The 25,054-nt window shown below is 43.6% G+C and carries 20 protein-coding genes; 10 read left to right on the plus strand and 10 right to left on the minus strand.

The features are described from left to right. Positions 1–133: 133 nt before the first annotated feature. From ACFS6H_RS02365 to ACFS6H_RS02375, 3 genes are all read left to right on the plus strand, one after another. Positions 134–1,138, plus strand: coding sequence for an NAD(P)/FAD-dependent oxidoreductase (locus tag ACFS6H_RS02365; protein ID WP_386094834.1), 1,005 nt, complete (start codon positions 134–136; stop codon positions 1,136–1,138). Positions 1,139–1,375: 237 nt separating this feature from the next. Further along, positions 1,376–1,711, plus strand: a complete 336-nt coding sequence (locus tag ACFS6H_RS02370; protein ID WP_386094836.1) for a 2Fe-2S iron-sulfur cluster-binding protein — start codon at positions 1,376–1,378, stop codon at positions 1,709–1,711. 56 nt (positions 1,712–1,767) lie between these two features. Then, entirely contained in the window at positions 1,768–3,543 is a 1,776-nt protein-coding gene (locus tag ACFS6H_RS02375) for a MutS-related protein (protein ID WP_386094837.1), read from the plus strand. Here the strand turns inward: ACFS6H_RS02375 and ACFS6H_RS02380 are convergent. Further along, positions 3,526–4,278, minus strand: a complete 753-nt coding sequence (locus ACFS6H_RS02380; protein WP_386094839.1) for a helix-turn-helix transcriptional regulator — start codon at positions 4,276–4,278, stop codon at positions 3,526–3,528. The genes ACFS6H_RS02375 and ACFS6H_RS02380 overlap by 18 nt on opposite strands. Before the next feature lie 176 nt (positions 4,279–4,454). On the opposite strand from ACFS6H_RS02380, the gene ACFS6H_RS02385 reads away from it, so the two are divergent. Beyond that, the gene (locus tag ACFS6H_RS02385) at positions 4,455–4,892 is read left to right on the plus strand and encodes a methylglyoxal synthase (RefSeq protein WP_386094841.1); all 438 of its coding nucleotides are present in this window, start codon (positions 4,455–4,457) and stop codon (positions 4,890–4,892) included. 343 nt (positions 4,893–5,235) lie between these two features. On the opposite strand, the gene ACFS6H_RS02390 is transcribed toward ACFS6H_RS02385, so the two are convergent. The 4 genes from ACFS6H_RS02390 to upp all read right to left on the minus strand — a co-directional run bounded on the left by ACFS6H_RS02390 (position 5,236) and on the right by upp (position 9,764). Continuing rightward, positions 5,236–6,510 (minus strand): M16 family metallopeptidase, encoded by a 1,275-nt coding sequence (locus ACFS6H_RS02390; protein WP_386094843.1) that lies wholly within the window; start codon positions 6,508–6,510, stop codon positions 5,236–5,238. A gap of 40 nt (positions 6,511–6,550) precedes the next feature. After that, a complete protein-coding gene (locus tag ACFS6H_RS02395; protein ID WP_386094845.1) occupies positions 6,551–7,792 on the minus strand; it encodes a M16 family metallopeptidase in 1,242 nt (413 codons plus the stop codon). Between the two features lie 126 nt (positions 7,793–7,918). After that, a complete protein-coding gene (locus ACFS6H_RS02400) occupies positions 7,919–8,848 on the minus strand; it encodes a hypothetical protein (RefSeq protein WP_386094847.1) in 930 nt (309 codons plus the stop codon). A gap of 265 nt (positions 8,849–9,113) precedes the next feature. Then, positions 9,114–9,764 (minus strand): uracil phosphoribosyltransferase, encoded by a 651-nt coding sequence (gene upp / locus ACFS6H_RS02405; RefSeq protein WP_386094848.1) that lies wholly within the window; start codon positions 9,762–9,764, stop codon positions 9,114–9,116. Positions 9,765–9,912: 148 nt separating this feature from the next. Between upp and ACFS6H_RS02410 the strand changes: the two genes are divergently transcribed. Continuing rightward, positions 9,913–11,007 (plus strand): anhydro-N-acetylmuramic acid kinase, encoded by a 1,095-nt coding sequence (locus tag ACFS6H_RS02410; RefSeq protein WP_386094850.1) that lies wholly within the window; start codon positions 9,913–9,915, stop codon positions 11,005–11,007. Positions 11,008–11,246: 239 nt separating this feature from the next. Here ACFS6H_RS02410 and ACFS6H_RS02415 read toward each other — a convergent pair whose 3' ends face one another. After that, a complete protein-coding gene (locus ACFS6H_RS02415; RefSeq protein WP_386094852.1) occupies positions 11,247–11,804 on the minus strand; it encodes an REP-associated tyrosine transposase in 558 nt (185 codons plus the stop codon). 324 nt (positions 11,805–12,128) lie between these two features. On the opposite strand from ACFS6H_RS02415, the gene ACFS6H_RS02420 reads away from it, so the two are divergent. From ACFS6H_RS02420 to ACFS6H_RS02435, 4 genes are all read left to right on the plus strand, one after another. Beyond that, a complete protein-coding gene (locus ACFS6H_RS02420; RefSeq protein WP_386094854.1) occupies positions 12,129–14,204 on the plus strand; it encodes a M48 family metalloprotease in 2,076 nt (691 codons plus the stop codon). A 74-nt stretch (positions 14,205–14,278) separates the two neighbouring features. Next, complete coding sequence (locus ACFS6H_RS02425; protein WP_386094856.1) at positions 14,279–15,031, plus strand: Bax inhibitor-1/YccA family protein; 753 nt, start codon at positions 14,279–14,281, stop codon at positions 15,029–15,031. A gap of 100 nt (positions 15,032–15,131) precedes the next feature. Further along, positions 15,132–17,237 carry an NAD-dependent DNA ligase LigA gene (ligA, locus tag ACFS6H_RS02430; protein WP_386094858.1) on the plus strand — a complete coding sequence of 702 codons (2,106 nt, stop codon included), beginning with the start codon at positions 15,132–15,134 and terminating at the stop codon, positions 17,235–17,237. Between the two features lie 44 nt (positions 17,238–17,281). After that, on the plus strand, positions 17,282–17,947 hold the full coding sequence (locus ACFS6H_RS02435; RefSeq protein ID WP_386094860.1) for a TylF/MycF/NovP-related O-methyltransferase: 666 nt from the start codon (positions 17,282–17,284) through the stop codon (positions 17,945–17,947). Positions 17,948–18,008: 61 nt separating this feature from the next. Here ACFS6H_RS02435 and ACFS6H_RS02440 read toward each other — a convergent pair whose 3' ends face one another. Continuing rightward, the gene (locus ACFS6H_RS02440; protein WP_386094862.1) at positions 18,009–18,683 is read right to left on the minus strand and encodes a hypothetical protein; all 675 of its coding nucleotides are present in this window, start codon (positions 18,681–18,683) and stop codon (positions 18,009–18,011) included. Positions 18,684–18,854: 171 nt separating this feature from the next. Continuing rightward, positions 18,855–19,898, minus strand: coding sequence for a 23S rRNA (adenine(2503)-C(2))-methyltransferase RlmN (gene rlmN, locus ACFS6H_RS02445; RefSeq protein WP_386094864.1), 1,044 nt, complete (start codon positions 19,896–19,898; stop codon positions 18,855–18,857). A 214-nt stretch (positions 19,899–20,112) separates the two neighbouring features. Between rlmN and ACFS6H_RS02450 the strand changes: the two genes are divergently transcribed. Continuing rightward, the gene (locus ACFS6H_RS02450; RefSeq protein WP_386094866.1) at positions 20,113–21,315 is read left to right on the plus strand and encodes a thiolase family protein; all 1,203 of its coding nucleotides are present in this window, start codon (positions 20,113–20,115) and stop codon (positions 21,313–21,315) included. Positions 21,316–21,420: 105 nt separating this feature from the next. On the opposite strand, the gene ACFS6H_RS02455 is transcribed toward ACFS6H_RS02450, so the two are convergent. Continuing rightward, complete coding sequence (locus ACFS6H_RS02455; RefSeq protein ID WP_386094868.1) at positions 21,421–22,518, minus strand: DUF695 domain-containing protein; 1,098 nt, start codon at positions 22,516–22,518, stop codon at positions 21,421–21,423. Between the two features lie 85 nt (positions 22,519–22,603). Next, positions 22,604–24,835: a hypothetical protein gene (locus tag ACFS6H_RS02460; protein WP_386094870.1), complete on the minus strand. Its 2,232-nt coding sequence runs from the start codon at positions 24,833–24,835 to the stop codon at positions 22,604–22,606. Positions 24,836–25,054: the final 219 nt, after the last annotated feature.

The raw sequence follows: 25,054 nt of genomic DNA on the forward strand, positions 1-25,054 counted from the left end.
ATTAACCCATACAGCCGGTCAATTGTTTTGCCACCCGCTGTAACATCGTTAAACCGGCCTACGCACTGTAAACCAACATTGATAAGCCACTACCTTTTACTTTTTTAATTATGGCCCCGGCCATTCATACGTTATGATACAAACAGATATTTGCATAATCGGAGCAGGCCCTGTGGGTCTTTTTGCCGTATTTGAAGCAGGTTTATTAAAAATGCGCTGCCACCTGGTAGACGCCTTGCCCCAGATCGGTGGCCAGCTTTCTGAGATTTACCCGCAAAAACCTATTTACGATATACCCGGCTTTCCTTCTATCAACGCACAGGAACTGGTAGATAACCTGATGAAACAGATAGAACCTTTTAAACCCAGTTTTACATTGGGTGAAAGAGTGGAAACTGTAAACCGCCAGGAGGATAAGTCCTTCATCCTGCGCACCAACGAGGGAACCGAAATACATTGTAAGGTAATTGTTATTGCCGCAGGCTTAGGCAGCTTTGAACCCCGTAAACCGGCCATTGAAAAACTGGAGGAGTTTGAAGGCAAAGGTGTAGCCTATATGGTAAAAAATCCTGAACATTTCCGTAATAAAAAAATTGTACTGGCCGGCGGTGGCGACAGCGCCCTGGACTGGACCATCTTTTTATCCGATGTAGCCGAAAGGGTTACCCTGGTACACCGTGGCGAAACCTTCAGAGGAGCCCCCGATAGTGCAGAAAAAGTGTTTGAAATGGCCAAGGAAGGCAAGATAGACCTGGTACTGAAATCAAATATCACCAAAATTGACGGTAACGGCCAGTTGAAAGAAGTACATATTACCTCCACCGAAGGCGCAGCCAGCGTGGTAGCAGCCGATCACCTGATACCCCTGTTCGGGTTAAGTCCAAAACTGGGACCTATTGCCGAGTGGGGCTTACAAATTGATAAATCACAGATTGCGGTAGATACCACCGACTACAGCACTAATGTAGAAGGTATCTATGCCATTGGAGATATCAATACCTATACCGGTAAACTGAAGCTGATACTTTGCGGCTTTCATGAAGGTGCCATTATGATGCAAAGCGCCTTTAAACATGTATTCCCCGATCAGCGCTTAAGCTTTAAATACACTACCGTAAACGGAGTAAACGCATTCTAACATACAGCCCCTCATCATGAGGGGTTTTTTATTATATTACCAGCTTCATCACGCTTATCTGCTGCCGTTGCGTCGCACGCTTCAACTGCAGGAATGCTATTGAACACTCATTACTTCTCCAATTTATCATTCATAATTCAACATTCATAATTCTTCACTCCCTATGAACTATCAGCCATTAACCATGAACTATTATTCATTTAGCGTAATTTGCAGCTTCAAACTGCATACACGAACATGAATATCATTGCCTTTACAGTAGAGAACAAACATGGTGAGCGGAAAGAAATAGAAATACCCGATGATATGGGTCTGAGCCTGATGGAAGCATTAAAGGCCAGCGAATACAATATACTGGCTACCTGCGGCGGCATGGCCTTATGTGCCACCTGCCATGTACAGGTATTGCAGGGTTTTGATAACCTCCCCGCCATTGGCGATGCTGAATATGATATGCTGGACACCCTGCCCGATCTTACACCGGAAAGCAGGCTGGCCTGCCAGCTGAAGATTAGCGAGGAATTGAACGGGGCTGTTTTTCGCTTAATGGACGAAAGCGATGATGAACTGTAAGGCAGCATGCTGTTTGCATACTATATTGCAGTAATTATTTATTAAAAGATTTTGTTTTGAGCCCATACACGTCCTTACTGGAAAACTATACTGCAAAAGCCCGCACACTCAACCAACGTTTACGAGCACTTAGTTTTGTACGCCTGTTTTTATTTGCCGCTTTTATTTATTGCGGGTATAAAAGCATGCGAACGGGCGATACGCTGTTCATTGCAGGCACCGTTGTTTTTTTTATTGCCTTCCTGCTCATTGTACGCTTATACGATAAACTGGAAGGCATTACTGCTTTTTACAAGGCACTTGTGCGTATTAATAAAGATGAAATAGCTTTTCTTTCCGGCGAACCATCCATGTACGCAAGCGGTGGTGAATATGCCAATCCGCACCACCCCTATTCTTACGACCTGGATATTTTTGGCGAACGAGGCCTCTACGCCTACCTCAACCGCTGCAGCACCGCTTTTGGCCGCGATGCACTGGCACAAAACCTGTTACACCCCGATACTACGGCCATTAAACAACGCCAGGAAGCTATTGCCGAGTTAAGCGGCAAGATCGAATTCAGGCAACACCTGCAGGCCTACGGCAGCATGCACGAAACAAAGGATAAGGAATTGCGTGACCTGAAAGCGTGGATACAATCTCCCGTAGGCTTTACCAACAAAGCGCTTTATTACAGCCTCCTGCTTTTCCCCCTGGTAACAGTAGGCAGCCTGGTATATTATTTTGTTACCGGCAATGATAAGGGCGCCGACCTGTTTTATGTACTCTTTGTTGTTAACCTCATCATCTCCTTTGCCTTTGGCCGTAAGATAGCAGCGCATTTATCCGTGTCTACTTCAGTAAACAAATTGCTGCAGCAATATGCCGGGCAGTTAAAGCTGATCGAGCAGGAAAAATTTGAATCGCCTTTATTACAGGCCTGGCAGCAACGCATTACCACCCAGCAGGGCACAGCCTCAAAATCTATCGGCACACTGGCCAGCCTGTTCAATTATTTAGAAACAGTAGTGAACTTACTGGTAAGTATTTTATTGAACGGTATTGTACAATTTCATGTACACGTTTTATACAAACTGGAAAGATGGAAGGAACAGAACGGCAATAAAATTTTTGACTGGCTGCAATTGCTGGGTGATATGGAAGCCCTGAACAGTTTTGCCAACCTTGCCCATAACAACCCTGATTTTTGTACACCGGAACTAAGCGCTACCGAAACCCTGAGTGCCGATAATATGGGCCACCTGCTGATACGTAAAGAAAAAAGAGTGACCAACAGCGTTTCCTTTGCCGGTGAAAAGTTTATGATATTGACCGGATCTAACATGTCAGGCAAGAGTACTTTTTTGCGCACCCTGGGTGTTAACCTGTTACTGGCCCGCAGCGGCAGCATGGTATGTGCCACACGCTTTGTATTTTATCCTTACGATGTGTATGTGAGCATGCGCATTACCGACTCCCTGCAGGACAGCGAATCCTTCTTTTACGCCGAGTTAAAAAGACTGGAAACTATCATAGCGCATTTAGAGGCCGGTAATAAGACCTTTATATTGTTAGATGAAATATTGCGTGGCACCAACAGTAACGACAAACGCAACGGTACCATTGGCTTAATACGCAAACTGCAGCGTATGCAGGCCTGCGGTATTATTGCCACCCACGATGTGGTAGTGGCCGACCTGATACAGGAGTACCCGGGTTATATCAGCAACAATTGTTTTGAATCGGAGATTGTGAACGATGAACTCTTGTTCGATTATAAACTGAAACAGGGTGTTTGTACCAAACTCAGCGCATCCTTCCTCATGAAAAAATTAGGCGTTATTGACTAGGCTGTTAGTGCGTTGTAACCACTCATTGTATTTTTCATGCCCCTCCATACGCTGCGTATAATACTCGCTTAGGGTCAATGCATGGGGTTTAAAGGTTTCATCCTGGGTTATTAACTGCGATATGCGGTCCAGCCTGAACTCCCGGTAATCCTTGCGCAGGCGGCACCAGGCGATCAACACCCAGTTCTCCTTGGTATTATACAGGGCAAAAGGCTCAATCAGCCTTTCTGTACACTCATTTTTATCCGGTGTGGTGTATTGTATCTTTACCAACCGGTAATCGGTCAGCGCCACCTGTATGGTTGATAAATAATTGGTGGAGCCCTGGTTGGGATCACGCCAGAAGGAGATACGCGACGATAAAAAGTTTACCTTGTTCTGTGTATTATAACGCAGTACCGATTTTATTTTATTGATGGCATCGGAATAGTTTTTTACAAAAGATTCGTCTTTGTTACGCAACACCAGTTTTTCCGCCGTGATCAGGGCATTGGCTTCGGCCTCCGTAAACATCACCGGCGGCACTTTATACCCTTCCATTAAAGAATAGCCTTTACCTTCTTCGGTCAATATGGGCACACCGGAACTTTCCAGCGCCCGGATATCACGATAAATAGTACGGATACTTACCCCGAATTTTTTAGCCAGCTCCGTTGAGGTCAACAGGCTTTTTGTTTGCAGCAGGGTTAATATGGCGGTTAACCTTGACAGGCGTTTGGTATCGTTTTGTTCCATAGCGAAGAGTAATAGATCAAAAGTACAAATTCCAAATGATGAATGGCGAATGATGGAGTTCCCGGATAATAAATGATCAACGGAAAGAATAGCGCATTGTCAATTGTCAACTGTCCATTGTCAATTCGAATATCTTATCTTAGCAACAAAACTTTTATATGTTAACAGCCCGTACAATGGATAGTAAAAAACGTGTGGCCCTGGTAGCGCACGATAATATGAAGGATGAACTGATTCAATGGGCCGTATATAATAAAACTGCACTCACCAAACATGAACTGTACGCCACAGGCACTACCGGTACCTTACTGGAAGGTGCATTAGACCAGCCGGTTACCCGTTTTTTAAGCGGTCCGCTGGGTGGTGATCAGCAAATCGGTGCAGGCATCGCCGAAGGACGTATTGATGTACTGATATTTTTCTGGGACCCCATGGAAGCCCAGCCACACGACCCGGATATTAAAGCCCTGTTACGGGTAGCCGCTACCTGGAATATACCTACCGCCTGCAACCGCGCATCGGCCGATTTTTTACTTACCTCACCGTTGATGTACACCAGCTACCAGCCGGTGCTGAACGATTATAGCAGTTATATTAACAGGAGACTGAAATAATGTGATGATTTGGAAATGAGTTAATTTGGAAATTGAAATAGAATCAGTGTCATGGTTCGTGTCTCACGAACCAACGACCGGCCACTAAACAATCATGGCCCGTAAAATACGAGCCATGATAACTAAATATTGAAATATGAGTAATGGCTAACATTACACCACTACAAGTTCATAAAAATCTTTAGGTTGTAAGTATTTATTCGCCAGCTCACGCAACTGTTCGGGTGTTATACTTTGAGCCATGGTTCGTGTCTCACGAACCAACGATCGGCCACTAAACAATCATGGCCCGTAAAATACGAGCCATGATAACTAAATATTGAAACATGAGTAATGGCTAACATTACACCACTACCAGTTCATAAAAATCTTTAGGTTGTAAGTATTTATTCGCCAGCTCACGCAACTGTTCGGGTGTTATACTTTTAATGGTTTGAATGGATTTTTGAAAGTAATCATGCTCCAGGCCATGCAGCACTACATTTTTCCAGCGGCCGATGATCTGGAAAGGGCCATCCAGGTCGCCGAGTATAGAGCCAAGCAGGTAATTTTTTACCAGTAATAATTCTTCATCATCCACCAGTTCTTCCCGCAACAATTGCATTTCCTTATACACTTCTGTAATTGTTGCTTCGCAAACATCTTTTCCAGCCTCTGTACTGATCATCCAGGCATTTTGCTGTAAATGGTTCATCAAATAACTGCCAATGCCATAAGTATACCCTTTTTCCTCGCGTATATTGCTCATTAAACGGGAACCGAAGAAGCCTCCGAATACAGTGTTCAATACCTGTGCCGGTGTAAAGTCAGGATCTTTACGGTTAGGGAAAGGCCTGGCCAGGCGAACGGAGCCCTGCACACTGTTTGCATCGTTATTGATACGGTATTTTTTTTCTGTTGCGGGTTGAATGGTAATAGGAGAAACCGTTACAGGCTGCACCTGCAGGTCGCCGAAACAATCGTTTAACAACTGCTCCAGGTTAGCAGGCAGACGGCCGGCAACAAACAGTATCAGTTTACCCTGCTGGTAATATTTTTTATAAAATTTTAATAAGGTATCCCGGTCCAGCTGATCAAAACTTTCTTCACGGGTAAAACGTCCGTAGGGATGCTGCTCACCAAAAAGATAGGTATCTATTAAACGTCCGGCTACAAAATCGCTCTTTTTAAGGTTTACCTGCAAACGCTGTTTCATGGTTTGTTTGTACAGGTCCAGTTCCGTATCCGGCATTTGCGCATCGGTGAGTATGTCTTTTACTACCGGTAATAACTGGGGCAGGTGTTTGGTCAGCGTGCTTAACGTAAGCGTAGCCGTTTCGTTATAACAGGCCCTGTTTAAAAATGCACCGTAATAATCAATATATTCATTCAGGCGGAAGGCATTGTGTTTGGTGGTACCGCTTTTTAATAAATAATTGGCGGTAGCGGCCACTAAAGGCTGTTCCTCCATCCAGTTGCCGGCATAAAAAACACATTCCAGTTGCAGCACATCTTCGGCACCGGCATTAATGGTGTACACTTCCACACCATTTTTTAAAACTAATTTTTCGTAAGGCTTTAACTGCAGCTCAAAGTCAATAGCATCAACAATCTTCGGGGCAACACTTCTATCGGGCATTGTAAATATTTTATTCTTGTATGTTTTAAAAACGGGGTGGTTATTTAGGCTCGGCAATATAGTACAGGGTACTGCTGTTGTCCTGCGTAAAAATGGTCTGTGCCTGTTGTAACAGGTCGGCGCTGGTTACCGCGGCATATTTACCCAGTTCCTGGTTCATTAAACCGGCATCGCCCAACAACTCGTAATAGGCCAGGCTATTGGCACGGCTCATCACGCTCATATCTTCAAAGGCCATGAGGCTTTCCGTTTTATTCTTTACTTTTTCCAGTTCCTTTTCATCAATCTTTTGCGTGCGCACTTTGTCCAGTATCAGCTCTACTGCAGCTTCTGCCACTTCAAAGGTTACACCGTTCACCAGGCGTCCGCTAATAACGGCCAGGCCGGCATCGCTATGTCCAAAATGGTAACAATCAATATTGGTAAACAACTGTTGCTCCTTTACCAGGGCCTGGTGCAGGCGGCTGGATGCACCACCGCCTAAAATATCGGTCAGCAGGTCAATGGCATGATAAGCAGGATCCAGCCTTTCGGGCATATGCCATACTTTATAAAATGCATTAACCGGTACATCGGCTTTTACTTCCAGCCTGCGGGCACTGGTCTGTTTGGGCTCCTGTGGTAAATTTCTATGGTAAGGCGTGCCTGAAGGTATATCGCCAAACCATTCTTCGGCCAGTGCTTTTACCTGCGGCACGGTAATATTCCCCGCTACCACCATAATAGCATTTACAGGCGTATAATATTTGGCAAAAAAGTCTTTTACATCCTGTAGCTGTGCATTTTCAATATGCGACAGTTCCTTACCAATGGTTTGCCATTTATAGGGGTGCGTGGTAAAAGCCAGGTTACGCAGTTTTTCCCATACATCGCCGTAAGGCTTGTTGATATAGTGCTCCTTAAACTCTTCGGTCACTACCTTACGTTGTACTTCCAGGCTTTTTTCGCTGAAAGCCAGTGATAACATCCTGTCGCTCTCCAGCCAGAAGGCCGTTTCCAGGTTTTGTGAAGGCAATTGGATATAGTAGTTGGTAAGATCGTTGGTGGTATAGGCGTTGTTCTCACCGCCGGCCATTTGCAGGGGCTCGTCATAGTCTTCAATATTAACCGAGCCGCCGAACATTAAATGTTCAAATAAATGTGCAAAGCCTGTTTTTTCCGGGTCCTCGTCACGGGCGCCTACATTGTACATGATGTTTACCACTGCCATAGGCGTGGAGTTATCCTCGTGTACAATTACTTTCAACCCGTTATCTAATGTAAATCGTTCAAAATGTATCATGCCTGGATATATAAATACTAAAATTGATGGTAAAAAATATCAACAACAAAAGACAGGAATTGTTCTGCGCTTTTGCCGGTCTGCAAAGATGGAAGAATTTAGGCCAACAATAAAGCAAAATTTTATTTACGGTTTGTCTTTATCGTGTAATACCAGTAAAACACTGTTCCGCTGCAGATCGGTAGAAGCTGTGAAACGGTAGGTTTTATCATCTGCCTCAATTATTACCAGGGCGGTATTAGGCGGTATAGAGCCCAGGTTATGGGCAATCATGGTAATTTCATGTACACTATTATCCGCTGCAATATCCAGTGTAAACACAGCGGGCTCCAGTTTTACCCCCAGGTTGCTCACCAGTATTTTGCCATTGTATAAAATGCTGATGGTATCGCCATCTACCACCCCGTTATCCATTATTTTAATGGTAATGGTTTCTGCAGCAGTACGGATGGTGGTTAAGGTATCTGCCCTGCGCTCGGTTTTGGCCTGCATAATAGCAGCCGGAACCGGGGTGTCAATTATTGTCTTTACTGTAATGGCGGTATCTGTTACAGCCACCGGCCTGTTTTGAAAGGTATTGGCCGTTATTAATGAATCGTTTTGTAAAGCGGTTATTTTGGCCTGCATCAGTTCTGTGGTATCCGTTACAACATCAGTTAATTTTTTATACCGTATAAACTTAGGCATGCCGAAACTCAGTACCATCATGCCTACTCCTTTAGGGAAAAGGTTACCCTTCAGGTATTCGGCACCATCCCGTCCTTTTTCGTAATTAAGGTTATAACGCGATAGTGTATGCATAAATCCTTTATCAATAAAACTGGTATTAATACCTTTTAACTTTTGCCGGCTGCTATCGAAATTGCCGGTAAAATTAGCCTTGCAAAAACTGCCCCCGCCTTCGTCGTAGGTATAACCGATATAATGACCGTCAATTTTAGCAATGACCAGGCGGGCATTCTCCCCTCCAAACTCCTGTATCCATACACCGGTAAGGTTTTGTGCAGGCAGGTTGCTGCAAAAAATAATAGTCAGTAAACTAAAAATAATTTTCATGCAGTTGGCAGTTTATGCCTGTAATTTAAACAGGAATTGTAGTGAACAACCTACGAAAACCCCGGTTTAACATTTTTAAAACCAAACTTATCATTAATAACTGATCTGCGTGAGGGATGTGGCGGGCGCCCCGCAAAACGGGGCGGTGCGCAGGCATAGCCGCAGCACGGGAGCGCAGCGGACCCCATAACAGCCCGGCCCCGCATGTATTATACGCCTGGGAAAGTAGTTGCCGGGGACACGCCCTGGAAATTATCTGATCGATCTACATCTGTACTTTTTCGCCAAATGCCAGGTCGCCGGCATCGCCCAGCCCGGGTACAATATAACCCTTGGCAGTCAGCTCATCATCAATATCGCCACACCAGATGGTTACGGAAGGCTCTTCGCGTTTTACATATTCAATACCCACCGTGCAGGCAATAGCCGCTACAATATGTATTTCTTTCGGGTGGCCTTCGTTACGCAGGTAACTGATAGTTTTTACCAGGGAAGAACCTGTGGCCAGCATGGGGTCGGATACAATGATCACCCGGTTCTCCAGCTCGGGGCAGGAAATATAATCGAGGCTTATTTCAAAGCTGCCGTCTTTATTGTGTTTGCGGTAAGCCGAAATAAATGCATTATCTGCCTTGTCAAAATAATTCAGCAGACCCTGGTGCAGGGGCAAACCGGCTCTTAATATAGTAGCCAGCACCGGTTGATTGGCAATTAATTTGCTCAGCGAAGTACCCATGGGCGTTTGTACTTCCTGCTCAACAAAGGGTAATACCTTGCTTATTTCATAAGCGGCCACTTCGCCGATACGCTCCAGGTTACGGCGAAAGCGCATACGATCGCCCTGTATATCTACATTACGCAGTTCACTTACCCAATTGCTTACCAAACTATGTTGTTCGCTTAAGTTAATAACCATCTGTATTATTTTTTAAAGAAGCCGGTGAGAGAACGGTAATTACCTTTTAACCAAACCCAGGTTTTCTGATGAACTGGCTGATTCTCTGATTTTCTTGCCTACTTTTGGCAAATCTAAACTGTAAAAGTTAAAAATCAACATTCTTCGTATGTTATATAGAGCAATTGGTGTAATGAGTGGCAGTTCCCTGGACGGATTAGATATTGTTTTTGCCGAAATACACGAAAACGGCGGCAAATGGAGCTACGAGATCAAAGAGGCGGTATGTTATGCCTATAACACGGAATGGGCCAATAAATTACAACAGGCCGTTTCGCTTTCGGCGCTGGATTACCAGTTATTACATGCCGAGTACGGGCATTATATCGGCAGCCAGGTGAACCGCTTTATCAGCGAAAAAGGACTGGCCTATAAAGTAGGGCTGGTAGCTTCGCACGGGCATACAACTTTTCATATTCCTGCCAAACGCATGACCGCCCAGTTAGGGGATGGCGCCGCTATTGCAGCCGCCACACAATTACCCGTGGTAACCGATCTGCGGGCGCTGGATGTGGCATTTGGCGGCCAGGGCGCACCGGTAGTGCCTATTGGTGAAAAATTATTGTTTAACGATTATGCCTATTTTTTAAATATCGGCGGCATTGCCAATATCAGCCAGAAAGCTGCAGGCATGATCGCTTATGATGTATGCCCTGCCAACCGGGTATTGAATATGCTGGCCAATGAAGCCGGTTATGAGTATGATGACAGGGGTAATATAGCAGCCAGTGGTATGTTAAACGCTAACCTTTTAGATGAGCTGAACCAGCTGGATTATTATGCACAGCCCTATCCTAAATCGCTGGCCAATAGTTTTGGTACCGATACGGTATATCCTTTAATAAAAGCAGCCGGCATTGCCAATGCCGATGCCCTCCATACCTATACGCAGCATATTGCCATACAAATAGCTAAAAATATTATTGCCTTAAACCTGCAAACCGGGCAGGAAAGCAAAAAACTGCTGGTAACCGGCGGTGGCGCTTTCAATGTGTTTTTAACCGGCTTATTACAGGAGCACCTGGCCCCGCATCATATTGAAGTGGTAGTGCCTGACTCCCTGCTGGTGCAATACAAGGAAGCCCTGGTAATGGCCCTGATGGGTGTATTACGCTGGCGCGAGGAGAGTAATGTACTATCATCGGTTACAGGTGCCGCACGGGATAGTGTTGGCGGTGCTTTCTGGATGGGCCAGGAAGAGTAAGGCTCATTTGATGATTTGGTCATGTGGTAATTTGATAATGTATTGGCGGGGCTGTCAGCTGCAGTGCCCTGATCGGCTATTGTTCCGGCTTTCCGCTGTATACCTCCCGGTGGTCGGTATGCCGCTGCAATCCGGCAGCCTTTGGACATAATAGCTACTTAAATAATTGAGAGATTGAAAAAGTGCAATTCGAAACTTGTAGTTTCGAATCTCTATTCTATCGCCTCCGGCGATAACTCCTAAATTAAAAAATCAATCTTAACCAATCCCTTCTTGCCCTCATAATCCATCGCACTGCTATACAGGTAATGTCCGGGGTCCTTTACCAAACCTGCCCTCACAGGGTTTTCATGAATGTAATTGATTTTACTTCTTAAAAAATGATCGCTGTATATTTCTTCCGGGTGGTTATTACCTGTCCAAACCTTGAACTCATCATTGGCATTGGTACGTTTTGCCTGAAAGCGAAAAAGGTATAGCAGCCACTCTTTCCTGCTTTCAGTTGTGGCTTCAACGGCAGCCGTTATGGCTTTACTGGTAAACGTTTTAAAATCCCTTATTACATCGCTCAGGTTATTATTTTTTGCCGTCCATATGGTATGTATATGATTACTCATCATGACCCAGGCTCCTATTTGCAATCCTTTATGTTGCTGGCAATACCGGAAACTATCCACAATAATATCCCGGTAAACCTGCCTGCTAAAGATATCTATCCAGCTAATGATAGTAAAAGTGAGAAAATGGGTGGCTGCCTGGTCCCGGATCCTGTATCCGTCGGCAAATTCATAGCTCATGGTAAATGGTGTTTTGAATGGTGGTTAGGTTATTTAAATATACATCGTTTTTCAGGTTTTTTTTGCCAAAAGCAATAAAATAAGCATTCGAAACTATAGGTTGCGAATAGCTGAATAGCTATAATTTAAACCTGCAACTGCCGTATGCCCGAGATTGCCAAAGGCAATAGAATAATCATTCGAAACTACAAGTTTCGAATAACTATATCGCTATAAGTGGTAAGCACCCAATACAACAGTGTAATACCCTGTTATATTTATTCTATATTTTTTCTATCTTGTTCCCATAACTATTTTTATAATTTACACCAACGAATCATCCACATGCCGAAACCAGTTGCCACCCTGAGCCCCGCATTTAAAAAACAGGCTAATAAAGCAATTGCTGCTATTGTCATTTTTATTATCACTTATCTCATTTTACTGGCCCTGGCCACAGGTCTCACCGCATTGTGTGTTTACAGCGGGTTTGCATTAATTATTAATAACCCTGGCCTGTTAACCATTATCCTGGGTATGGGTTTGGCCAGCCTGGGAGTGCTTGTACTGATATTCCTTGTTAAATTCATTTTTACATCCCATAAAACAGACCGGTTACACCTGTACGAAATAAAACAAGAGGATGAACCGGCACTGTTCCGGTTAATTAATGATATAGTGGAAGAAGTAGGCACTCATTTCCCCAAAAAGGTATACCTGTCTTCCGATGTCAATGCAGCCGTTTTTTATGACTCCAGTTTTTGGAGTATGATTTTACCGGTTAAAAAAAACCTGCAAATAGGTATTGGTATGGTAAACAGTGTTACAAGTGCTGAACTAAAAGCCATCCTGGCACATGAGTTTGGCCATTTTTCACAGCGTACCATGAAAGTAGGCAGTTATGTTTACAATGTAAATCATGTTATTTTTAATATGCTTTACGATAATGACTCCTACGGTAAAATTGTACAAAAGTGGGCCAGCATCACCGGCTACTTCTCCATCTTTACCATAATAGCGGTCCGCATCATCGCATTTGTTCAATGGATATTAAAAAAACTTTACGCGATTGTAAATAAAAGATACATGGGACTGTCCAGGGAAATGGAATTCCATGCCGACGAGATAGCCGCCGGCGTAACCGGTTATCAACCATTAAAAAGCTCCTTACTCCGGCTATCGCTTGCCGACCATGCTTTCAATGCCGTATTAAGATTTTACGACGAACAGGTAGTAAACAATATGCAAAGCGCCAATATTTATAAAGAGCAAACCTACGTGATGCATTTTTTTGCAAAAGACAGTAAAGTAGCTATTGTAAATGATTTGCCTGTTGTAACAATTGAAGACTTAAACAGGTATAACAAATCCAAACTGGTCATTAAAGATCAATGGGCTTCACACCCAAGCACAGAAGACCGGGTAAAACGCCTGGAGTTGCTCGGCAATAATGATATACCGGTTGATAATACTCCGGCAAACCGGTTTTTCACCAATATTGAAACACTGCAGCAGACACTGAGCCAAAAAATATTCAGCCAGGTGACTTACCAGGGAGAAGTAAAGACGAATACACTCGAAAATTTTATTGAACAGTTTAACCAAAACTTCAAAAACAATACCTTTTCGGCCATATATAATGGTTACTATGATAATAAATCACCGGTTTATTTTGACAGCACAACAGTTAACATAGCCGAAGCACCGATGCCATTTGAGTATTTATTCTCTCCTGATAAAATAAATATGGTTTATGATGCCATTTCGCTGCAAAACGACTTTGACACGCTTACGCAAATAGCCGGCAAAAATGTAGATATAACCACTTTTGACTATGATGGCAGGAAATACAAGAAAAAACATGCAACAATATTACAGCAGGAACTGAAAACTGAAATTGATGCGGTAAACGAACAGTTAAAAACAAACGATCTGCATATTTTTAATTATTTCCACCACCTGGAAAAAAGTACCAATAACAGCAACCGGTTGATCACGTTATACACACAATTTTTTGAATACGATAAGTCTTTTGAAGCGTCCTACCAGCATTGTTCAACACTTCACCAAAACCTGCAGTTTATTAGTCATTCCTTGCCTGTTGAGCAGATAACGGCTAATTTTTCACAGCTTGAAGCTGATGAACTTAAGTTTAAAGAACTGGTCAGTTCACTGTTAGCAACAGAGGTTATCCAGACCGAGATCAATGAAGAAGTCAGGAAAAACTTTGAATCCTATCTTTCAAAACAACTGGTTTATTTTGCCGGGGATGTTTACTACGAGGAAAACTTAAAAGTATTATTTACCGCTATTAATGACTATGCCCATCTTTCCGCAAAAACACATTTTTTGTTAAAAAAACAACTATTGGACTACCAGGAGCAACTCCAGGTAAGAACAAATGCCTATATACCTGCCTGATATTAACCTGCAGCACAACGGCCGGTTTGGAACTTTACCGTCAGCACATTATCTTTAAGCCCAAATAAAACACTATGTCAATTTTAAAATCAAGCAACCCCACCTTACAGGAAAAAAGCTTCCAGGGTACCATTTTTGAAGGTATGACCACCGGTAACGAGATGACCGTTAACGGCACCCTTAATAAATTTGGCATTTTGATGGGTTTAATGATCTTATCTACCTTATTCAGCTGGAGCCAGGCTAACCGTGGTGAAGATATGATGCCTTACCTGCTGGTTGGCGTTTTTGGTGGTTTGGGTCTGGCACTCGTTATGGCTTTTAAAAAACAATGGTCAAACTACCTGGCCCCTGCCTATGCTATATTGGAAGGTTTATTTGTTGGTGCCATTTCGGCCATGTACAATAATGCTTACCCTGGTTTACCCATGCAGGCTGTAGCCCTTACATTATTAGTAACCCTGGTGATGTTCCTGATATACCGTTACCGTATTATTAAAGTAACCGGTCGTTTCAGAATGGTTATTACCATTGCTACTGCAGCAATCGCTATTTTTTATTTAATTCAGTGGATTACTTTCCTGGCCATGGGTTCTCCCATTGGTTCTTTCACCAATGCAGCCACACCACTGGGTATTGGCTTCAGTATATTAGTAGTGGGTCTGGCAGCCTTTAACCTGTTACTGAATTTTGATACCATTGAAAAAGGAGTGGAATTAAAAGCCGCTAAATACATGGAATGGTATTGTGCCTTCGGTTTACTGGTAACTATTGTATGGTTATACCTGGAAATATTACGTTTGTTGTCCAAACTGCAAAGAGATTAATTTTTAAAATATTCCAATAAAAAAGCCCGTCATACGACGGGCTTTTTTATTGGCGTTCATCCGGGCCGCCCTTAACTTTACAGCTTTAACCGCAACACTTATGTTTACCAAAGAGCAGACCCTACAGCTACAGCATACCACCAAAACCTTACTGGATCACCTGCAACAGCATGCTGCTATTGCCCTTACCGATATTGAATCCCTGCGGGATGTATTACGTTTTCATGAATACCGGTATTATATTGAAAACGATCCGCTGCTGGCCGATTTTGAATATGACCAGTTATTTAAAACGCTGGAGCAGTTAGAGCTGGCTCACCCCGAAAGCATTACCCCCACTTCGCCTACGCAACGTGTGGCAAAAGGGCTGACCAACGAGTTTCCTACGGCCGTGCACCTGGTACCCATGTTATCGCTGGACAACTCCTACAATGCCGATGACCTGCTGGACTTTGACCGCAAAGCAAAGGAATTAAGTGGTGCTGCCAACATCAGTTATTGCGTGGAACCAAAGTTTGACGGCGGCAGTATTTCCCTGATCTATGAAAATGATATGCTGGTACGCGGCGCTACCCGTGGCAACGGTGTGGAAGGTGATGAGATCACCACCAACATGAAGCAGATACCCAGCATTCCCCTATCCGCAAAATTTTCGCAATATGGCCTGCAGCAGGTAGAGATAAGAGGCGAAGCGCTCATCAATAAAAACAATTTTCAGAAATACAACGAGCAAATTGTAGCCCAGGGCCTGGCGCCGCTGGCTAACCCGCGTAATGCCGCTTCCGGCACTTTACGGGTAAAAGATTCCCGTGAAATTAAAAAACGTCACCTGGAAGTATTTGTATACCATATCAGCGATTTTACCTTACTGGACGGCGCAACCGTACCACCACAGTTAACCACGCATAGCGGTTCGCTGGAACTATTGTGGGACCTGGGTTTCCGGAGCCCGCAAAAAGAAAAAAAAGTTTTTGACAGTATACACGAGGTTATTGATTACTGCCATGCTTTTGAAGAAAAAAGAGATACCCTGCCCTATGAAATAGACGGTATGGTGATTAAAGTAAATGATGTGCCCCTGCAGGAGAAAATGGGTATGACCTCCCACCACCCGCGCTGGGCCATTGCCTATAAATTTAAAGCCCGCCAGGCCACCAGTAAACTGCTGGAAGTAACTTTCCAGGTTGGCCGTACAGGGGCTATTACACCTGTGGCTAAAATACAACCCGTACCAATTGGCGGCGTAACCGTATCATCCATCTCCCTGTTCAATGAAGAAGTGATCCGTGAAAAAGACCTGATGATCGGCGACAGCGTGCTGGTAGAACGTGCCGGTGATGTAATTCCCTATATTGTAAAATCACTGGCCGAAGTGCGTACCGGTAATGAAACACCCGTAGTGTTTCCGCAACTTTGCCCCGTTTGCAGCGGACAATTATTTAAGGAACAGGAAGAAGCAGTGTGGCGCTGTGTAAATATTGAATGTCCTGCACAGGTAGTGGAACGTATCATACATTTTGTGAGCAAAGATGCTATGGATATCCGTGGTTTTGGTGAGGCCAATGTACGCAAGTTCAATGCGGCCGGCTTACTGAAAGATATTCCCGGTATTTATAACCTTGATTTTAACGTGATCGGCAACTGGGAAGGGTTTGGCAAACGTTCCATTGAAAATATGCAGCAGGCCATCCTGGCTTCTAAATCCCAACCTTTACACCGCCTGATATTTGGCCTGGGCATCCGCTTTGTAGGCGAAACAACCGCCAAAACCCTGGCCAATACGGTTAGTCATTTGCTGGACCTGCAACAGTACACACAGGAACAGTTGCTTACCCTGGAAGATATTGGCCCTAAAGTAGCAGGTAGCATCGTCCATTTTTTCAGCAATGCCGATAATATTGCCATGCTCAAAGAACTGGAAACACTGGGGTTAAACATGGTGAACGATAAGCGTTCCGCGCCTGTTAGCGGGGGCTTAAGCGGTAAAACATTTTTATTTACCGGCACCCTGCCTACTTTAAAACGTAGCGACGCAGAAGCTATGGCCGAAGCAAAAGGGGGTAAATTATTAAGCGGCGTAAGCGCTAAACTCAATTACCTGGTAGTGGGTGAAGATGCCGGCAGCAAACTGGAGAAAGCAAAAAAGATCAATACGGTGAATATAATTTCCGAAGCAGAATTTTTAGCCCTGATCGCAAATGTTTAGCTTCGGGCCTTTTTAAACCAGGTTATTCTACATAAAACAACCAAGTGAAAAAATATTTTTCATTCCTCCGTTCCTTACTAAACGGCAAAGTGATTGTTGACTATAAAATGGCGGCCTTAACGGATGAACGTAAACTGCCCGTGCCGCAGACCGGTAATTATATCCGCATCAGCACGTTTGAACTGGCCGTTCGTGAGATCATCGAAAATAAAGTGCCGGGTGAAACGGCAGAAGTGGGTGTATACCGTGGCGATTTTGCCAAATATATCAACCAGGCTTTTCCTGACCGAAAGCTTTACCTCTTTGATACTTTTGAGGGCTTTGATAAAAACGATACAGCCATTGAACAGGCCAAGAACTTTGGAGAAGGCAACCAGGATTTCAGCAACACTTCTACCGAACTGGTCTTAAGCAAAATGGTCAATAAAAATAATTGTATCATTAAACAGGGACGATTCCCGGCTTCTTTAAACGGCCTGGAAGAAAAATTTTGTTTTGTTTCCCTGGATGCCGATCTCTATGAACCTATTTACCAGGGACTGGTTTATTTTTACCCCAGGTTAAGCAAAGGCGGTTATATTTTTATCCACGATTATAATAATAAACACTATGGCGGTGCCAAACAGGCGGTGCGGGAATATTGTGCGCAACACCAGATCGGTTATGTGCCGGTGAGTGACGAATGGGGTACTGTTGTTATAACAAAATAAAAGCAAACGGCCTCCGCAAAGCGAAGGCCGTTTTTTATTTCAAAAAAACACCACTAGCTACTTACACTGTCTGCGCCACTTTTTTCCCGCCTCTTGGCCCTTTACTTCTTTTGTGTTCGCCTTTTTTAAACTGCGCTTTTTGCGATTCCATTTTATTGTACTGCTCGGTTGTCAGGATAGACTTCATGGAAGCCTGTTGTTCTTCTCTTACTTTTTGCAACTCCGCTTTCTTTTGCTCTGCAGTCAATGCCTGGTTATCACGGATGGCTTTTACTTTTTCACCATTCATTTTCCTGCTTTCCTGCAGTTTTGTTTTTTGTTCAGGCGTAAGGTTCAGCTCCTGTTCCATTCTCGCTGCGCCCTGCTCAGCTCTTTTACGGGGAGCCGCTGTACGTTCCGCCTGCTTCTTTTCTACCATTGCTTTCTGCTCGCTGGTTAAAATTGCATCACGTTTAGTTTTATACGAATCCATAATGGCGGTGCGCTTTTCACGGCTTTCCTTTACGGATATATTGTCCTGTTTTTGTAAAGCCGCCAGTTCATTACGCTGGGCTTCGTTTAATGATTTAAACTTAGCTTTCTGATCTTCAGTCAGGTTCAGGTCTTTGCCATAAGCTGCCGCGCCGGTGCGGTGTTTGGCCCTGTATTCGCCACGGGGACGGTTAGGTACTTCCTGTGCTGATGCGCTTAATGATACAGCCAATGCAATGATTGCTACGAATGATAATTTCTTCATGGTAAACTTATTTGTGGTGTCTGTTGCAAGCAAAGGCTTAACACCCTGTTTATAATTATATGAACAGTTATAAGACCGCAACAGGAAGCCGGGGTTTAACGGCTATTACCAACAAATTGTTAAAGGCTGAAACAGCGGATAAGCGGGTGCCGTAGTTAAAAAGCTTAACATTTAGTTTTTATTGGCCAACTGGCCGCAAGCCGCATCAATATCCTTACCGCGGCTGCGTCGTAAGTGCGCATTTACCCGGTTCTTTTCCAGGTGTTTCATAAATACCGCTACCTTATCTTCATCAGGCTTGGCAAACTGGGCAAACTCAATGGGATTGTACTCTATAATATTTACCAGGTCAGCAGGAACCTGGCGGTATATTTTTGTGAGCTCGTCCGCATCCTGGATACTGTCATTCAGGTTATTAAATAAAATATACTCGAAAGTAATCTCGTTCTTGGTCTGTTTATAAAAATAGTTCAGGGCTTCGATCAGCGATTTGATATTATTACTGTCATTGATCGGCATAATATCGTGACGCTTGGTATCATTGGCCGCATGCAGGGACAAAGCCAGTTTAAATTTCACTTTATCATCACCTAATTGCCGGATCATCTTGGCTACACCCGCGGTGGACACCGTGATCCGCCTGGGACTCATACCTAAACCGTCCGGGGCTGTGATCCGCTCAATAGACTTCAATACGTTTTTATAATTCAGCAAGGGCTCACCCATACCCATGAATACGATATTGGTCAGCTTTTTTCCATATATCTTTTCGCTTTGCCTGTTGATCAGTACTACCTGGTCATAGATCTCATCAAAATCAAGGTTCCTTTTCCGGTCAATATAGCCCGTAGCACAAAACTTACAACTCAGCGAACAGCCGATCTGTGATGACACACAGGCCGTTACCCTGTTTTCAGTCGGGATCAGCACCCCTTCCACCAAGTGACCGTCAAAGGTCTTAAAGCTCGATTTAACCGTACCGTCAGCCGAATACTGGGTACTGTTGATCACTAAGGCGGGTAAAGTAAAATTATCATTCAGTTTCTGGCGAAGCTCTTTGCTCAGGTTGGTCATTTCCTCTATGCTATGCACCTGTTTGGTCCATATCCATTCATACACCTGTTTAGCGCGAAACTTCTTCTCGCCCAACTCCTCAAAATAAACCTCCAGCTCAGGCAAAGTAAAATGCCTGATATTTTGCTTCCCGCTTTTCATAACTGCAAAGATACAACAGCGGTGTGAGTATTATGAACCGTAACAACAACAATGGACAATTGACAAGTAACAATGGACAATAAGTAATTGATAATGAGCAATTCACTCATTTATAATTCATCATTCCTCAAATCATAAATCTTAAATCGCAAATCAACAAATCATACATCCTTCTCTATCTGCCTATCTTTGTACATTACAAATAACGATTACTATGCAAGATGCTTTTGTTGTAGACTGTACCCGTACTGCCATTGGACGTTATGGCGGTGTTTTAAGCAGTGTACGCCCCGATGACCTGTTAGCTACCGTGATAAAGGAAATAGTGCAACGCCAGGAAAGTATTGATGTAAATGCGATTGAAGATATTATTGCCGGTGCCGCCAACCAATCGGGGGAGGATAACCGCAATGTAGCCCGCATGGCCGCCCTGCTGGCCGGTTTGCCCGTAACCGTGGCTGGTAATACCGTGAACCGCTTATGCGCATCGGGCTTACAGGCCATTATGGATGCAGCCCGCCAGGTTAAATGTGGTGATGCCGAACTGGTTATCGCCGCCGGCGTAGAAAGCATGAGCCGGGCCCCTTTTGTTACGGCCAAACCCACACAGGCATTTCAACGCACACAGGAAACATTCGACACTACCCTGGGCTGGCGTTTTATTAATAAAAAACTGGCTGAACAATACCATCCTTACAGTATGGGCGAAACCGCTGAAAATGTAGCGAAGCAATGGAATATAAGCCGCGAAGACCAGGACATTTTTGCCTATAATTCGCAGCTGAAATATATGGAAGCGCACAAAGCCGGCAAGTGGCCAAAGGAAATTTGCCCCGTTACCATTACCGGCGCCAAAGGTGATACACAGGTAGTGGATACGGACGAACATCCCCGTCAGACAACTATTGAAAAATTAGCCGCGCTAAAACCTGCTTTTATAAAAGACGGTACTGTAACCGCCGGTAATGCCGCCGGTATTAATGATGGTGCTGCCGCCATGTTACTGGCCAGTCAATCGGCTGTAGAAAAATACCGGTTAAAACCTATGGCAAGGATAGTGGCGATGGCTGTTGCCGGTGTAGATCCTGCCATTATGGGTATTGGTCCCATACCGGCTACACAAAAAGCCTTACAGCGTGCCGGTTTAAAAATAGAGGATATTGACCTGTTTGAACTGAACGAAGCTTTTGCCGCCCAGTCTATCGCCTGTATACGTGACTTAAACATCAATCCTGATAAAGTAAATGTAAACGGTGGCGCCATTGCCATTGGTCACCCTCTGGGTTGCAGCGGTGTACGTATCTCCACCACTTTATTATACGAACTTCAACGCCGCAAAGCACGTTATGGTTTAGCTACTATGTGTGTAGGTGTGGGCCAAGGTGCTGCAGTTATTTATGAAAATCTTTCCTTGTAGATTGTAAGAATGATGAATATTGAGTGATGAATGAAACCGGTTTTCATTCATCACTCAATATTGCTTATTGCCAATTGTCCATTGTAAACTATCCATTGTCATTTGTTAATTATTAAACCTTTCCACCGACTGCCAGTATTTATCCTTAAATATTTCAATTTCCACCTCAAACCGGTCTTTATACTGTTGTTTCACTTCATCAAATAACCGGACAGGTTTTCTGAAGTCTTTACAGGCAAAGAATATCTCTCTTTCGTTATTGGCGGTTTGACGCCCGATGTTCAGGTAGCCGTCGGCATCCACCAGCTGCTGCATCAACCTGTCTTCAATAACGTTCAGTTCTTCATAATCATCCGCATTGGGAAACCCGTTCTCTCCCCCTTTGTATTTGATGACCAGGATGGCCATCCAGGGATGCGAGGCCTTACTATCCCAGTTCAACAGGTCGGTATTGATGACCGCCAGTAATTTATTGCCGCTTTGCAGCTGGCCTTCCATTACTGAGTAGTTATCATTTTGTGTCTGGTGCCGCATGCCCGCATACTTCTCCACAAACTCCTTTTGACGCCATATTAAAAAGTCCTTTAGTTTACCAATAGGGATCAGCTCCTGTTTGGCATCCTGCCTGGTGGCAAAATCCAGGTGGTCTATATTCTCGAGAAAATCAAGTTCACCCAGGTAATTATCCAGGAACAGGTATACACCGCCCGATATCTCATTTTTATTCTCTGCTGTATAATCATCATGTACAATCGTAATATCTATTTCATCGGGATAAGCCGGCAGCTCATTCGCATAAAAGAAAATATTTTCGGCAGTAAAATCATAGCCATTCATGCTGATATTCACATGTTCAATAGGCATGGCAGGCTTCAGGGCCGTAAACCGCCAGTTAGGCAATTGTGGGGCAGCCTGCATCAGCTCCTCCGCAAAAACAATATTTTTTGCCCGGCCATCAGCTGTAACGATCAGTTCTGCGGTTGTATCATTGTACATACCGGTAACAAAAAACAGTTCTTCCCTTAACTCATCCAGCCTGGGTGTCAGTTTTTCAAAAAAATCTTTTTCAATACTTTCCCGCCCGCCTTTTACCGCCTGGTAAAATGCGGGGGCATTTTTTTCAAACCAGGCCCAGAACGTTGCATAGCTGGCAACAACAGGTACTTCTTCCTTCTTCTTAAAAATGTTTTTTAAAAAACTCATGGTTACAGCTTATCAGTTTAAAAAAATACGCCGTGTTGCCACAGCGTATATAATAGTTTAAGTTTCCTGCCTTAATTCCTGAACATTAAAACGCACGTGATTCATCACCATCATCCTCACCCATCGATATTTTATAGGCTTTGATAAAAATAGCGCCCAGGTTTTTGTAAGGTGGTATATAATCTTCAAACCCGTCAATTTTAGCCCTTGCTTCAAATCTTTTCCAAAATTCCAGCCAGTCTATACTTTTCCCGGCTCTTACATCCTCGGTTAACAGATCAAAAAAAGGTTTATTAATCATGGTTTTACCAATCTGTTTAGAGGCAATAATATGTGCATCCGGGGATTTATCTAAAATTTTATTGATGAGGTTAAAGCCGCCGCAGGATCCCATAAAAACAATACGGGATGAAGGAGCCATATAGGCGATGGTTGACTCGGCATAATAGCTGTGACCGCGGTGTATGGTTACCGTAGTACGGATATTATTGGTCTCTAAATATTCATTCAGGGCCTGCTGGGCCTTATCATCTTCACCCGTTTCCTCCGGCAGTGGCCGGTTCGCATAAATGATCACCGGTTTACCCTTTGTTGATTTAATGGTGATCCATTGACTGTTGCTGCGGTCTATTGACCAGTTAGCAGGGGCAAACATATTCTGGAAACCGTTAAAGATATTCTTGCCGTCCTGGTCGCCGTAAAAGAAAACCTGCATGATCACCTCACCTTTATCATTTACCAGCGAACTGTTAGGCATGGTATATACCGGAGGTATACCTAACTCTTTCGTCAGGTCAACCTTTTTGGTACTATCGGCCGAGAGGAATAACTGGTATAAAATATTGTAAATAGCCATGCCACGTTTATTATTGGCACTCACATTCCGGTCGTAATTCATTTTTACATTTACCAGCATTTCATCGGCAATAGGCTTTAATGTTTCCGTAATACTGGCATAAGAGTCGGCTACATCCACCCCATCTTCCAGGCCATCACTGTTCTCCAGGTTATTCACAAAAGCCTGCATCAGTTTATGTGAATCGTCCTTATTGGGGAAAGAGCCCAGGAAGTTTCCCAGTTTGTTATAGGCAGCTGCCTGACTGATAAAACGGCGGTAATGGTCAAAGTTCAGGCGGGCCAGTAAAGAATCACCACGGTTATTCGCCTTCTTCATCATTAAGGGGTAAACGCCGCTGGTATAACTGGAGGTATAAATTAAACCATTGGTCAATACGGCAACATAGTACAACTCTTCTGCCGTCAGGTTTTGCAGACAGCGGAAACGTACATTATCGTTTTCATTATGCAGACCATTAATGGTATTTACAAAAACATCCTTTGCTTTCTTCTCCAGCATCTTCGTCAGTTCGCGGAAAGCCAGGGCCGTATCTTTTTCATGTATCATACGCGATACATAATCCATCTGGGTATTCACCAGTAAACGGAAATATTTTACTGAGTCTTTGGTCGCCGCGTCCACATCATCAATGGTCAGCTTGCCGTTTACAATATTGGTTAAAAAAGGAAAGTATAACTGGCCGCTCCGGCTTTGCGACATTTTTACTACGGCCTTAATAAAATCATCATCAACAATATTCCTTATTTTATAACCCAGTGTATTATTGGCCTGGGCATAATCATATAATTGTTGCGGGTACTTCTTACCTACTACCCTGATCAGGCTATCAGCAAACGGTACTTCAGGATTATTTCTTAAGGTAAAAAAGGTTTTGTCAGGATTGAGCTTACAATATTTTAAGATCAATACGTTTTTGGCCGATTTGGCGATAGGATAATCGTTGGAAATAGAGTTGTAGATCAGGTTGGCCACATCATAAGGCGATACCTGTATAATGGAATCAATAGACTGATCATGGATAACCTTATCCAAAGCCAGCCTGTAATTATCTACGAGTAAGGGTGTATAAAAAACATTAAAGGTTTGTTTTTTATAGTAACTGATATAGTTTTTAAGTAAGGACTCCAGGCTCACCAGCGCTCTTTTTTTGTCCTGGTCTTTGGGCAGTGCCGGTGTTATTTCAATATAATTTTTAATCTGGTTAACGCCATTGAATAAAGCCCGGCTGATTAAAAAATCCCTTTCAGGGTCTTTCGATGCATTTAAAAATTTGTCATTCTTGGTGTCCAGCAGATCGATCATCTCCTGCTGTTTGTTTACACGGTCATGAAATCCCTGCCTGAAAATAGGAACCTTGGCTATAGAATCATTAAAGGATGTTTGCCCGTAAACAGCACCCACCGCCATCAGCATCACACCCAGCGCCTTGGTTTTTTTAGTAAAAATTGTTAGCATCATAGTTTTTTTTGTACGGCAGCCGCGAAAAACTGAACTGCCTGATAAAGACAAAATTACACCCCTTTCAGTTGCACACCAATAGTGGGGGTAACCCATTAACAGTCAGACATATGTATTGTTTGACAATTATAGTAGCTTATTCCAGTAAATATTATGCCAAATAATATATAACCGGTTGACTATCAAATATTAGAATAAATTAATACTCAACTTGTTACT

Origin of the sequence: Terrimonas rubra, from assembly GCF_042686025.1 — a bacterium.
GTDB lineage: Bacteria > Bacteroidota > Bacteroidia > Chitinophagales > Chitinophagaceae > Terrimonas > Terrimonas rubra.